This is a genomic window from Streptomyces cadmiisoli, assembly GCF_003261055.1.
Taxonomy (GTDB): Bacteria; Actinomycetota; Actinomycetes; order Streptomycetales; family Streptomycetaceae; genus Streptomyces; species Streptomyces cadmiisoli.
In genome coordinates this window covers 341624-354442 of sequence record NZ_CP030074.1, presented here as the reverse complement: position 1 = coordinate 354442, position 12819 = coordinate 341624, and the positions used below count along the sequence as shown (strand labels likewise).

Genomic DNA, 12819 nt, shown 5'->3' with positions numbered 1-12819 from the left:
CCGCCCGGGCTCATTGAAAGTCAAGTCCTTCTCCGCGGCGGCTGCGTTGCTGTATGTGGGAGAACATCCTCAGGGCCGCCACCGCGTACACAGTAGTGAGTGCTACTGAACCTACAAGGGCTTCTCCCGCCAGCACGCCACCACTCAGGGCGTTCACCAGAATTTCCTTGATCCAGTGAAGACTGAACAGTGAACTGGGCCAGCGGAGCCATGCTGGCAGCATGCTCAGGGGCACCACCAGGCCGCCCAGTAGGTGCACGGGGTACAGCAGCGCACCGGAGAGATGCTGGCTGTGCCGGGTGACGAGAAAGAGACAGGACAGAAGTAGCCCGATCACGGAACCGGTAGCCAGCACCAGAAAGAGCCCGAGGAAAAGCATCGGCAGCCCCCCTAGCGAGGGCATTATGCCGAGGTAGGCGGCGAGAGCAACGGAGGTCAGGCAGACCACCATCACATTGCGTGCCGCCGCTCCCAAGGCTCGGCCCAACAGAACCAGTCCCGCCGAGTACGGTCCGGCGGTGATGACCGCGCCAAGCGTGCCCTGATATTGGTCCCGGCGCAGCATCCCGCCCGCGCCCCAAACCAGCGCACTCCAGAGCGAGGTGAGAACTGCGCCGACAAGGACGGGAATCCGTTGGTCAGGGGCCGTGTGGTGTCCCTCCAGCAAGGTGACCGTGAGGGCAACCGGCTGAAGCACGCAGAGGACCGGCGCGAACCAGTCGCCGCGCGCCTCGCGGTACTGCATCCGTGAGCCGGCAAGAACCGCGTTCAGGGTTCCCTTTTCAACGAGCATGGTGAACATTCGCATTCACTGATTTCTGCGGCCCGCCGATACTGGAATAGACGTCCTCTAGCCGCAGCGGGGCCACATCGATGGAATGAACTTCGCGGCCTTCTCCTGCGGCGTCGAGGATGGCCGCCAGCCGGCGGAACGTGGTGGTGTCCCATCGGCGGACCCTCAGGGACAGAGTCCAGCCCTCCGGCTCTACCCTGACCTCTGCGCTCCCCAGTTGCTGAGCCGCCTCCTGTGCACGGGGCGGAGTCCCACTGCCGTAAACCGTGGCGACAGCCGTGTAACCGGCCGACCGACGAAACGTCTCCAAATCCGTGTCGCTGCGGATCTGGCCCTGGGACAGCAGAACGACCCGGTCCGCCAGGCGTTCCACGTCCAGGAGTTGGTGGCTGGTGAGCAGGATCGCGACGCCCGACTCACGTAGGGAGGCAACCGCCCCGCGTAGCCGATCGGCTTCGGAGGGATCGAGGCCAATAGTAGGTTCGTCGAGCAGCAACACACGCGGCCGGGTGAGGCTGCTCACGGCAAGATGAAGACGCTGCTTCATACCTCGCGAGTACGACCGGACGGCTCGGTCGGCCGCGTCACGCAACCCGGTCGTCGCCAGCACCTCATCGACAGCTGCCTCGATCCGGCTGTGTGGGATCCCCTTGAGAGCAGCGAAGAACTCAAGATTGTGGCGTCCGCTCAAGCGGCCGTAGAGTCCGCGCTCACCGCCGAAGACACTCGACACAACGGCGCGGACAGCCCGGGGTGAACGCACAATGTCGTGGCCTGCCACCGAGACCAGGCCCGACGAAGGCAGCAGAAGAGTGGCGATGATTTTACTGAGCGTGGTCTTGCCCGCGCCGTTGTCGCCGAGTAGAGCAACAACCTCTCCCTCGGCCACTCGAAGACTCACATCATGCAACGCCTGAACTTCGGCATGCCGACCGTAGTGCCGACTCACGCTCTCAACGACGATCACGTCAGGCATTGGCGACCGGCCCCGGAGGTGCAGGTGTGTCGGCACTCACGCGGATGGCATCGACATGCTTGCGCAGCCGTGAACCGATGAAGTCGTCAACTGCCACCAAACGGGCGCTCACCGCCACCGACGGGCCCGTAATCCGGGCGACAGCGTCTGCGACCGCCTGCAGGTCCACTGACTTTCCTGCCCCGACAAGCCGGATTTCGACGCGGTCGTCTGCGTACTGAACGACCTGAAACCGCTCAACTGGGTATGCACGAACGGTCCGGGTCAGCACTCCGATTGCCACGGATCGGCCGTCTACCAGCTCGATGGCGGGGAGGTCACGTCCTTCGAGCAGCTTCAGAGTCTTGTATGGGCTCCCGCAGGGACATGGCTCGGCAGCCAGGGCGCCGACGTCGCCGGTTCGGTAGCGCAGTAGCGGCATGGCCCGGTTGGTGAGGTTGGTGACCACCAGTTCGCCGGCTTGCCCGTCATCGACAGGCAAGCCAACCTCATCGACGACTTCAACCCAGAGTCGCTCACCCGTGACGTGGTAACTGTTCTCGACACATTGGGCGGCGATGGTGCCGAACTCACGCATCCCGTAAGCGTCGACTACGCGAGCCTGGAACACGTCCGTCATCAGGGCACGGGCTGCAGGCAGCAGGCGTTCACCAAAGGTGACGACGACTCTCGGTGCCATCCTTGGAGCGAGCGACTCAAGAGCGCGAGCGAGCTCCACACACTGTGACGGATGGCCAAAGATCATGTCGGGGGCGAAAAGTATTGCCTTCTCGACAAGTTCCCCGACACGGTCCGCATCAAGGCCAGGAGTGCCGAATTGCGCAACACGAGCAAGACCTATCGAGGCATCGGTGTATTCCACCCACCCGTGGAACCAGTTCTGGAATGGCATGAGCATCTTGTAGTGGTTGGTCAGCCCTCGCTCGAGGTTGTACCGGAGTCGTGCAGCGTGCGAGTGAGTCAGGTGCTTCTCGTCGTGGAGGATCTTGAGTGGGATGCCGCTGGTTCCGGATGTCTGCGTGGCGCGGCAGGTGATCGGATCCAGATCGTCACTGCAGAGATCGATCATGGATGAGCGGACCGTTGCTTTGTCCAGGAGAGGGAGATGGGACAGGGCCTCAAACGGATCCGCATCGACGTCGTACGCGGCGAGCAGCTCACTGTAGAAGGGGACGAACTTCTTGGAATGAGCCAACTGCTCAGACAGGAGGTCGTGTTGCAGCTGGCGCAGCCTGCCTGCAGTCATCTCGCCTTGGGCCTGGCGGATGCTGTGAACCCCAGGGAACAGAGTGGCCTGGTAGTCCATCTCGGACAAAAGATGGGCCAGCACCTCGGTGTCGGCTGGAGCATACGATTCTGCAGGCACGATCATTGTTCTCCACATTCTGAAACAGTCCCGGCAGGGCGGTCCGCAGTCACCTGCGGACCGCCGCCGGCATCAGTGGCCGTCGCCCAGCGAGGACAGCTCGCGGATGGACTTGATCATCGTCTCCTTGGTCATGGTTTTCACCTCCTTGATTTCGGTGGGATTGGTTGGCGGCCATGTCGGCCCAAGGGGCCGACATGGCCGAGTTGGGGGGCAGAGTCCACTGAGTATGTGCCGACTCCGCTGGGGACGCGGCTAGTAGCGGGGCTATCAGGACGCGTGGAGGCTCAGGCTATCGGCCAGGGTGGCGATGCGGCGCAGCGGCAGAAGATCTGGCTTGTGAACGGTACTTTCGTGCAGTTGTGCGATGAGGTGGTGCACCGCGTTACCGAAAGGCGAGTCGGAGATGACCAGGTGCTGGGGCTCTCCTGCGATGTCGGCGGTTATCCGGTGCAGATTGCGTCCTCCGGACTGACCGGCGATGGATCCGAGGGGCTCCAGTTCCACAGTGAAGGTGCAGCTTGCCGTCTCAAGACGTACCAGTCGTTGCCGTTCTCCGACAGCCACGGGGAACTCGCGTGTCCAGGCTGGCCGTTCGACCTGGTCGTCGGAGGCATCGCCCACCACAGTGGAGAACAGTTCGATCTCGGTATCTCCGACAGTTGTTCGCTCCAGCGCCGCCGTAGCGAAAAGATCCGAGTCCATGGCAGTACATAGAGAACCCGCTGCGAGAGGGCCCGCGAGGTAATCCGTCAAGTCAGCTGCTGGTACGAAATTCCGCAAAGCGGCGATCATATGGAGCCACTCGTAGCCGAAGATACCGTGGTCCCGATCGATAAACCTGCCACGGGCCATGTCAGGGCGTCTATCCTTGCTGAAGGCGACCCGCACTCGGCGGATTTTCTCATCCGGAGCGTACCGTTCTCGCATTCGGGCCAGCTCGAACAGTGCGGCTGCATGAAGATACTGATCCATGACGGCCACACAAGCGTGAGGATGTGCGCGAAGCAGGTCGGACAGGTGATCCAACTCGCCCGCCCGGCAAGCAGGCTTCTCCAACAGGACGCGCGCCCGTGGGTCCCGCCGGAGTATTGCAGAAAGAGTGCTCAGATGCTTGTCGGTCGGGGTGCTGACCACCCAGACGTCAAACGTGCGTTCCGCCGGAAGCTCCTCGATCGAGGACCAACCGGGCAGCCTGCTCGCAGATCTGGTGGGATCGGGCTCAACCGTGCCGATTTCCGCGCCCATGGTCGCCAGGATTCCTGAGTACAGGGAACCGACCGTCCCGTGGCCGACAAGGCAAGCTGTGAAAGTTGAAGGCCGCGCCATGGTAGTCGGTCCGTCGACGAGCATCGAGCGCCACGTCCGCGCTGCCCCCGCCTGCCCTGGTGAGGAGAACGACTGTCCGGGAGATGCCGGCGTCGAGGCAAACGTAGTGTCAGCACTACCTGCCTCCTGGCGGACGCCGGGCATCGCGTTTTTGACAGTCATCTAAACACCCCTCCGCACCTGGTCTGAATTGCTGAGTGCCGCACGGGAGAAATATAGCGGCCCTCTTTGGGGCTGTTCTCAGTGCGACGACAACCACAGTAGCGAGAGACTCTTTCCGTACTCTTTCCCGCCTCTGCCCGCATTCTTTCTGCGCTGCCGAGTCATGCTTGTTCAACCGTCGGATGGACCTCTAAGCTGGGCAAACGCCGACAGCTTGGTAGCTCGGCGGAAGGTTGCAGGCCTTGCTCCGATATTTTTGCCTACGTGGAGCACACTTGGCTGGCAACCGTGTTTAGAATGGGTGTAACTGACCGACGGTCACCCGCGGGGTTCGACAAAACCGTTTCTACGCCCCTATGCAGATCGAAGGGCCACCGATGTCTCACATACGCTTCGTCGTACCTGAGGATGAATTCTCCCGAGCCTTTTTCCAGATGCCCCTGGACATCGCCACAGCTGCTGCAGTACTCAGGGAGCGGGGGCACACAGTCAGCCTGTGGGACCGTCGCGTCGAAGTGGCACCGCCGGACGGTCCTGCTGTTGACGGACTGATCTTGGTGACCGCGATCGCGGACCGTGCACAGTGCTACCCACTGGATATCGGGCCGATCCGCGAAGCAGCGCGCAGCGCAAAGGAGTTGCATCCAGGAGCCTGGATAGTCGCATGTGGTCCCCACGCCACCCAGCTTCCGGAAGCAACTCTGCGCGAACTCGCTGTGGATCACGTCTCCCGTGGAGAAGTGGATGCCGCGGCGGTCTTCGCCGCTGAGGTACTGCTCGAGAGGGGGAACAGCCCTATCCCTGCAGTGCTCGACCGCTCCGCGTCCAGCAGCGGCTTCGACCTGGGTGAACTGCCCGTGCCGGCTTTCGACCTACTGCCTCTTCAGCACTACAAGGCGGAAGTGTTCGACGGAACCCGGTTGCACCGCGGACCCAGCGGTATGATCTTCGCCGCGCGAGGCTGCACCTACGGCTGCACGTTCTGCCATCTGCCCTTCGGCACCCGCATGCGTACTCGGCCGGTCTCCCGCGTTCTGGCCGAGGTGGACGCGTTGACAGACCTCGGGGTCAAGTCTGCCTTCTTCCTCGACTACGTCTTCGGGATCAATCCGCGTTTTTACGGAGAGGTGTGCGCGGGTCTGCGTCACCGTGATCTGACCTGGACCGGGCAGACACGCACCGAGATCGTTCTGAAAACCGATGTGCGCGAGTGGGCCGACGCCGGATGCCGCGGCATGTGGCTCGGCGCGGAATCGCCCGCAGTCGCCGTGACTGGTGTCAACAAGCGCGTGACGCAGGACGACGTCTCTGAGGCGCTGGCCAAGCTAGAGGCTGCCGGAATACAACCGTTCGCGTTCATCATCATCGGTCTGCCGGGCGACCCGGCTTGTCTGACTGGCAGCATTGTGGACTGGGTGGCCGAACTGCCCGCTAAGTTCGGGATTAACCAGCTGTTCCTGCGTCCCGGCACCACCCTCTACGACGAACTGGCTCCCCGGTATCTCGATGGCCGCATGCCTACCACATGGGACGAAGTCAAGCAGGTGACAGATACCTACCGCAGGGACTATCCGGTCGATCTGGATGACCTGGAGAAGAGGCTGCTGGCCCTGCCAAACAATCTGGGCAACGGTTGGACGACGCACGAATGACCGGCTTGTATCCCGCTCCCGGCGAACCGTCCTCTCCCCGGCGCAACATGCCAACCGAAACACGGATCGGAGGCCTCTCGTGCTGTCCTTCGGAGTGATCGGCTGCGGATCCATCGGCGGCTTGACCAGCCGTCTACTCTCCGGCCGCGATGAGCGATCTGCTACCGCCTTCGCCGGCCGGGCTGTGCTGGCGGGAGTCGCGGCACGCACCCGGCAGTCGGCCAAGAAGCTGGCCGACGAGCTGGGGTTGGCCGCAGAAGGCGTGTCTGATCTCCTGCGCCGGCCTGACATCGACGCGGTGTGTGTCTGTACACCCAGTGGTACGCACGCCGACATCGCTGTCCGCGCCCTTGAAGCTGGCAAACACGTTCTAGTGGAGAAGCCGATCGACGTGGATTGCATGGCGGCCGACCGGCTCATAGCCGCGTCAGAGCGAACGGGGCTGACCTTGGGGGTGATCTCCCAATGCCGATTCACTCCCGCAGCCATGGCGGCACAGCGAGCGATCGACAGCGGCGCGCTCGGAAGAATCACCTCTCTGCTCATCGAGGTGCCTTACTGGCGATCCATGTCCTACTACTCCGCAAGCGACTGGCGGGGCACCAGGTCCCTCGACGGTGGAGGCGCCCTCGCGAACCAGGGCGTGCACTATCTCGATCTGGCGCAGTGGCTGGGGGGGCCGGTCACCGAAGTAAGCGCTCATTCCGCCGTACTCGCCCACGAGGGCATCGAGGTGGAGGACACTATTTCCGCCAGCCTGCGGCTGGCGAACGGAGCCTTGGGCACACTGCTGGCTTCCACGGCAGCGTACCCCGGTCGGGAATCGCGCGTCAGCGTCCAGGGCGACCGAGGCTCTCTGGTCATCGAAGGCGACAGACTGACCTACTTCCACACCTTCGAAGACGCTCAGGGCAGTGACGTGGGCGCGTACGGAGCGTACGGCCAGCAGAATCAGGTCGCCCGCCTCACGCAGCTAGCGGCCGAACAGCGGGCGGGAGATGACGACCGAGACCGCACCGGTCAGCCCCGCCAACCACATCGTGCCCAAATCCTGGACTTCTGCCGCGCCGTGGAGACCGGTGAACGCCCGATCGTGGACGGGGAGTCGGCCCGTCGGACCCTCGCCGTGGTGCAGGCCGTGTACCGCTCGGCACGTGAACGGCAGCCTGTGCGAGTTGCCTCACCATGCTTGGAAGGCGGCGCTGCAAGTGCCGGAAAGGTGTAAGTACACATGACCGAGGCATCTGGTGTGCGTATATCCCCGCCCATCGTGGCGCCGCCTGGAACGGGTGCAACGGCAGGACCCCATCAGGTCACACTGTTCTCTGCAGAGTGGTTCCGGCATGCCGAACGCCTCCTCTCCGTCACCCAGGTCGATGAGGAAACCGCGGTGCAGTTTCTGCTGACGGTTACGGATGGCCCGGAACTCGGCACTGTTTCCCGGGTGACGATGCTGCTCGACCGATCTACAGACGGACTGCGGATTCTGCCGACAGACGGTGCTGCTCGCCCCAATCTTGGGATCACACTCAACTCCGAGCAGGCCGCCACACTGCTACTGGGGAGCGGCTCCCAACGCGCCTCGCTGCTAGAGGACGAAGGCATCACCCTGGTGGGTGTCTTCCAGTACCTCTACTACGCGGACCGGGCACTGCAGCAGGACCGCGGCGGGGCACTCGCCCGTATCCGCACTCTGACTCGTGCACTTCCGCCCGACCTGGGTGTGGCTTGCTGGCCCGACGCGGGCGAGCCGCCCGTCGAACCGTGGTCCCTGGACGCGACGGACAACGCGGCGGAGGTACTTCCCCGAACTCTGGCCGCGCTCCGGCGCGAGATCCCCCTCAGTAGTCCCGGTGCTCAGCTTCACGTCGTCCACGACAGTTCCAACCTTGAAGTGTCCCTCGCCATGGGGGAAGCGCGCCCTCAGGTTCGGTTCACCCGTCGCTCTCTTGTCCCGTGGAACTGCTGCGCCAAGCCGCAGGGAGCGGTAGCGGCCATGCAGTTGGTGGAACGTGGACTCCTGGATCTGGATGCCCCCATCGCGGACAGCCTCTCGTGGTTTGCTGGTAGTCGGCGCGAATCAATCACGGTGCGGCAACTCCTCACTCACACCACAGCTGTGCCGAGTGGGTTTGACCCCTTCCATGGCCGACTGGTGGTCAATCGGGTACAGAGGCGCGAACTCCTGCAGCTGGTGGCACCGCCCGTCGGCGAACGTCCGGGAACGCGTATTAATTACAGCGCGAAGTGGGCCTGGTACCTACTCGCGGAGATCATCGAGGCCCTGGACGGACGTGATTACGACCAGTACGTACGCGAAGAGGTCCTTGAGCCGTGCGGAATGACCTCAAGCCGCACCTGCTTCTCCGCCGAGGAGTACCAGGAGCAAGTTGCGACCCTGCCGGTCAGGTACATCAGCGGCGACGGCAAAGCCGCCCAGCCCTCATATTGGTTCAGCACCAAGAGGGCGTGCACCACCCCACTGCCTGGAGCCAGTCACCGAGGCCCCATGTCGGACCTGGGGCGTTTGCTGGGCATGCTGCTCCACGACGGCAGCAGCGGCGGGAAGCAGGTTCTGTCACCCAACTCTGTGGCGGCGCTCACCTCCCGCCAGCGTGTAGGGCTCACCGACCGCTACGGAAACGCGGACTGGGGTCTCGGAGTGCGCGTCGAGTCACGTCATCTGGGCCCCTCATTCACACAATTCAGCCGATACGCGTCCGCGCGCACCTATGGGCACTACGGCCTCTGGACGAATGTGGGGTTCGCCGATCCCGACGCCGGAGGCCTGATCGTGGCACTGCACTTCAATGGACAAACCTGGCATGAGGAACACATGGCCCGCATGTTCCGGGTCAACGATGCCATTTACGAGGATCTCAACCTGGCCGGCTGACGGGGACAGCGGCGGCCCGCATAAGAACCCGGTGTCATTCAGCACCTGACCACAAGGAGTACAGACACGATGTGCGGCATCGTCGGCTGGGCCACGTACGGGTCCGACCAGCACCACAACCGCTCGGTCCTGGAAGCCATGACGAGCACCATGGCGTGCCGGGGCCCGGACGATTCGGGAGCCTGGATGGCCCGGCACGCGGCTCTGGGGCACAGGCGGCTTGCAGTCCTCGACCCGGCGGGCGGCCGACAACCCATGACGCTCGACACTCAGCGGGGCACACTTGCACTGACCTTCTCCGGCGAGGTGTACAACTTTCGCGAACTCCGGAGTCAACTGATCAGCCTGGGTCACCGGTTCAGGACGAATGGCGACACCGAAGTGGTGCTCCACGGCTATGCGCAGTGGGGCGAACGCGTGGCCGAGCATCTCGACGGCATGTTTGCTTTCGCGGTGTGGGACGAGGGTGAACAGACGCTGGTGATGATCCGCGACCGTCTAGGCGTCAAGCCGCTGTACTACCAATCGACTCCCAATGGAGTGCTGTTCGGGTCCGAGCCGAAGGCTCTCCTGGCGCATCCGTCGGTTGCCCTCCTCGTGGACTCGGATGGACTGCGGGAGATCTTCGCTTTCACGCACGCTCCGAACTGGACTCTGTGGAAGGGCATGCGCCAAGTGGCGCCGGGCACGGTGGTGACGGTCGGACGGGCTGGGGTGCGCGAACGCGTGTACTGGCGACTCGGCCCGATGGCACATGACGACGACCGGCACAAGAGCATCGACCGGGTCCGGGACCTGCTCGACGGGGCGATACGCCGCCAACTCGTGTCAGACGTTCCCTTGGGCGTCCTGCTGTCTGGCGGCCTCGACTCCAGTGCCATCACCGGCTTGGCTGCCGAAGCCCTAGCCGAGCAAGGGGAGAAGCTCCGCACCTTTTCCGTCGGCTTCACCGGCCAGGAGGAGCAGTTCGAGCCGGACGATCTGCGTGCGTCGTCGGACGGGCCCTTTGTCCGGGACGTCGTCCGGCAGGTGCGGCCGGAACATCACGACATCGTGCTCGATTCGAGTGAACTGAGTGATCCCGGCCTGCGACGTCACGTGATTACAGCCCGGGACAGCCCCGCAGGCCTGGGCGACATGGATCTCTCCCTCTACCTGCTCTTCAAAGCCGTTCGCGCTCACTCTACCGTGGTGCTGTCCGGCGAAGCTGCCGATGAACTTTTCGGCGGGTACCGGTGGTTCCACCGACCGGAAGCCCTGCAGGCCCAGACCTTCCCCTGGCTGGTCCAGCGCGGTGTAATGGATCGCACCCGCGGCATACGGGCCGACGTACTCAAGGCACTAGACGTGGCCGCCTACAGCGCGGACCAGTACGCCGCCGCGACGGCGAAGGTGGAACGAGCCGACGGAGTCGGCAACGAGGAACATGCGATGCGTGTGATGTTCCACCTGAACATGACGCGTCACATCCGGATGCTTTTGGACCGCAAGGACCGGATTTCCATGGCGGTGGGGCTCGAAGTCAGAGTCCCGTTCTGCGATCACCGACTGGTCGAGTATGTCCACGGTGCTCCCTGGGCGGTGAAGTCCTTCGACGGCAGGGAGAAGAGCCTCCTTCGGCACGCTTCCGCGCACGTGATCCCCGCTTCGGTGGCTGGGCGAACGAAAGCCCACTACCCCTCGGTTCAGGACGCCTCCTACGCGCGCGCCTTGCAGAAACAGGCTGCTGAGCTGCTCCTGGAACGTCATCATCCCGTCTTCGACCTGGCCGACCGAGAGTGGCTTCAGCGCGCGACGAGCCTGGATCCCGATGTCATTCCCGTCCAGCTTCGCCACGACCTCGATCGGATTCTCGATCTCTACCACTGGTTCGACCTCTACTCGCCGCGCGTCGTGGTGGACTGATCCAGGATTGGAGCTCACACCATGGCGAAACCGCCTGACCATGTACCTGCAGCCGGGACCCTCGGGGAGTCAGGTGAAGGCTTCCAGGTCCTGGACACAACGTTGCGTGATGGCGCACAGCGCGACGGCATCAGCCTCACCGTCGGCGACAAAATAACCATCGCCCGGCTCCTGGACGACTACGGGGTGGGCTATATCGAGGGCGGCTGGCCGGGGAGTAACCCTCGGGACACGGCCTTCTTCCAACAAGCGGCGAAACGGGCGCTACTCCGGCACTCGCAACTTGTGGCCTTCGGCTCGACACGCAAGCCTTGTACACGGGCCGCCCAGGATCCCCAGGTCGCGGCGCTACTGCGGTCGGAGGCGCCAGTGGTGACCTTGGTCGCCAAAGCGCACGATTGGCATGTCACCCACGCACTCGGAACCAGCCTCCAGGAGAACCTGGACATGGTCGCGGACACGATCGATCACCTGCGGAGTGAGGGGAGACGCGTCTTCGTCGACTGCGAGCACTTCTTCGACGGACATCACGCGAATCCCGCGTACGCGGCCGCCGTCGTCGGGACCGCCACGGAAGCGGGGGCGGAAGTGGTGGTGCTGTGCGACACCAACGGCGGCACACTGCCCCGGGCGGTACTGGGCACCGTCCGCGAGCTCTTGGCGGGGACATCCGTGCGTATCGGGATCCATGCTCAGGACGACAGCGGCTGTGCCGTTGCCAATACGCTGGCGGCTGTCGACGCCGGAGCTACTCATGTGCAGTGCACCGCCAACGGCTACGGTGAGCGTGTCGGAAACGCAGACCTTTTCTCCGTGGTGTCGGCACTGGAACTGAAATACGACCTACGGGTACTGCCCGCAGGCGCCCTGTCCCGGTCGACGGAAGTGTCGCGTCGCATCGCCGAAGCAGCCGGGATTTCTCCGGCTTCGCACCAGCCGTACGTCGGCTCCTCGGCGTTTGCCCACAAGGCCGGCCTCCACGCCTCCGCGATCGCCGTGGATCCGCAGATGTACCAGCACGTTGAACCCTCGCGCGTCGGCAACGACATGCGCATGGTGGTGTCGGAACTCGCGGGTCGATCGACAATGGACCTCAAATGTGCACAACTGGGATACGACACGCGCCGTCATCCGGGCTTGGCACAGAGACTAGCGGCCGCGGTCAAGGAGAGGGAGGGGCGCGGACAGGACTACCAGGATGCGGACGCATCGTTTGAGCTCCTGTTGCGCGACATCATCCTTCCGTCACCTGCACGACCGTTTTCCGTCGAGCAGTCGCACACGGTTGAGCGACACGACGTGCAGGAAGGGGTACCAGTCATCACCAGCGCAGTAATGATTCGGACCCCGTCAGGGGGTCTCGTGACGGGTACTGCCGAGTCCAGTGACACGATCGAGTCCGTGCATCAGGGACTGCGCGAGGCGCTGGGGCAGCACTTCGGCACTGCTGTTGAGTGGATCGACCTCAAGCGTGTCACCGTCCGGTTCCTGTCCGACGATTCGCTTGGGGCTCGGGTCCGGGTGCATGTGCGAGCTGCCGACGCAGGAAGCGAGTGGAGCTGTACGGGCGTGGGCGCCACTATCGCCGAGGCCTCTCGTCAGGCATTGACTGATGTGTACTGCTTTGCTCTCACTGTGCGTCATGCAAATGCAGGGAAGCCGCGTCGAGTGCACCCTAGGCCAGGCGCCTGAACGTTTGAAACAATATCCAATTCTTAATCAAATTCGACTTCCGGCGGC

The 12819-nt window shown here is 63.6% G+C and carries 9 protein-coding genes; 5 read left to right on the top strand and 4 right to left on the bottom strand.

The genetic code is table 11. The features are described 5' to 3' along the window. Positions 1–10 precede the first annotated feature (10 nt). The 4 genes from DN051_RS42395 to DN051_RS42380 all read right to left on the bottom strand — a co-directional run bounded on the left by DN051_RS42395 (position 11) and on the right by DN051_RS42380 (position 4383). Positions 11–802, bottom strand: coding sequence for an ABC transporter permease (locus tag DN051_RS42395; RefSeq protein WP_162625186.1), 792 nt, complete (start codon positions 800–802; stop codon positions 11–13). Further along, a complete protein-coding gene (locus DN051_RS42390; RefSeq protein WP_162625185.1) occupies positions 783–1760 on the bottom strand; it encodes an ABC transporter ATP-binding protein in 978 nt (325 codons plus the stop codon). The genes DN051_RS42395 and DN051_RS42390 overlap by 20 nt, the downstream gene beginning before the upstream one ends. Before the next feature lies 1 nt (position 1761). Next, positions 1762–3141 carry a phenylacetate--CoA ligase family protein gene (locus DN051_RS42385; protein ID WP_112443089.1) on the bottom strand — a complete coding sequence of 460 codons (1380 nt, stop codon included), beginning with the start codon at positions 3139–3141 and terminating at the stop codon, positions 1762–1764. Between the two features lie 264 nt (positions 3142–3405). Then, complete coding sequence (locus tag DN051_RS42380; RefSeq protein ID WP_162625184.1) at positions 3406–4383, bottom strand: Gfo/Idh/MocA family oxidoreductase; 978 nt, start codon at positions 4381–4383, stop codon at positions 3406–3408. 677 nt (positions 4384–5060) lie between these two features. Between DN051_RS42380 and DN051_RS42375 the strand changes: the two genes are divergently transcribed. The 5 genes from DN051_RS42375 (at position 5061) to cimA (ending at position 12771) form a co-directional block, all read left to right on the top strand. Then, a complete protein-coding gene (locus DN051_RS42375; protein WP_246041275.1) occupies positions 5061–6278 on the top strand; it encodes a B12-binding domain-containing radical SAM protein in 1218 nt (405 codons plus the stop codon). 79 nt (positions 6279–6357) lie between these two features. Beyond that, positions 6358–7503: a Gfo/Idh/MocA family protein gene (locus DN051_RS42370; RefSeq protein ID WP_112443086.1), complete on the top strand. Its 1146-nt coding sequence runs from the start codon at positions 6358–6360 to the stop codon at positions 7501–7503. 6 nt (positions 7504–7509) lie between these two features. After that, a complete protein-coding gene (locus DN051_RS42365) occupies positions 7510–9174 on the top strand; it encodes a serine hydrolase domain-containing protein (protein WP_112443085.1) in 1665 nt (554 codons plus the stop codon). Between the two features lie 69 nt (positions 9175–9243). Then, positions 9244–11079: an asparagine synthase (glutamine-hydrolyzing) gene (asnB, locus tag DN051_RS42360; RefSeq protein ID WP_112443084.1), complete on the top strand. Its 1836-nt coding sequence runs from the start codon at positions 9244–9246 to the stop codon at positions 11077–11079. 21 nt (positions 11080–11100) lie between these two features. Continuing rightward, the gene (gene cimA / locus DN051_RS42355) at positions 11101–12771 is read left to right on the top strand and encodes a citramalate synthase (RefSeq protein ID WP_112443083.1); all 1671 of its coding nucleotides are present in this window, start codon (positions 11101–11103) and stop codon (positions 12769–12771) included. Positions 12772–12819: the final 48 nt, after the last annotated feature.

Excerpts from the sequence above, each read along its gene's own strand:
- DN051_RS42395 (WP_162625186.1), bottom strand. The coding sequence starts at position 802 with ATGTTCACCATGCTCGTTGAAAAGGGAACCCTGAACGCGGTTCTTGCC.
- DN051_RS42385 (WP_112443089.1), bottom strand. The coding sequence starts at position 3,141 with ATGATCGTGCCTGCAGAATCGTATGCTCCAGCCGACACCGAGGTGCTG.
- DN051_RS42380 (WP_162625184.1), bottom strand. The coding sequence starts at position 4,383 with ATGGGCGCGGAAATCGGCACGGTTGAGCCCGATCCCACCAGATCTGCG.
- DN051_RS42375 (WP_246041275.1), top strand. The coding sequence starts at position 5,061 with ATGCCCCTGGACATCGCCACAGCTGCTGCAGTACTCAGGGAGCGGGGG.
- DN051_RS42365 (WP_112443085.1), top strand. The coding sequence starts at position 7,510 with ATGACCGAGGCATCTGGTGTGCGTATATCCCCGCCCATCGTGGCGCCG.
- asnB (WP_112443084.1), top strand. The coding sequence starts at position 9,244 with ATGTGCGGCATCGTCGGCTGGGCCACGTACGGGTCCGACCAGCACCAC.
- cimA (WP_112443083.1), top strand. The coding sequence starts at position 11,101 with ATGGCGAAACCGCCTGACCATGTACCTGCAGCCGGGACCCTCGGGGAG.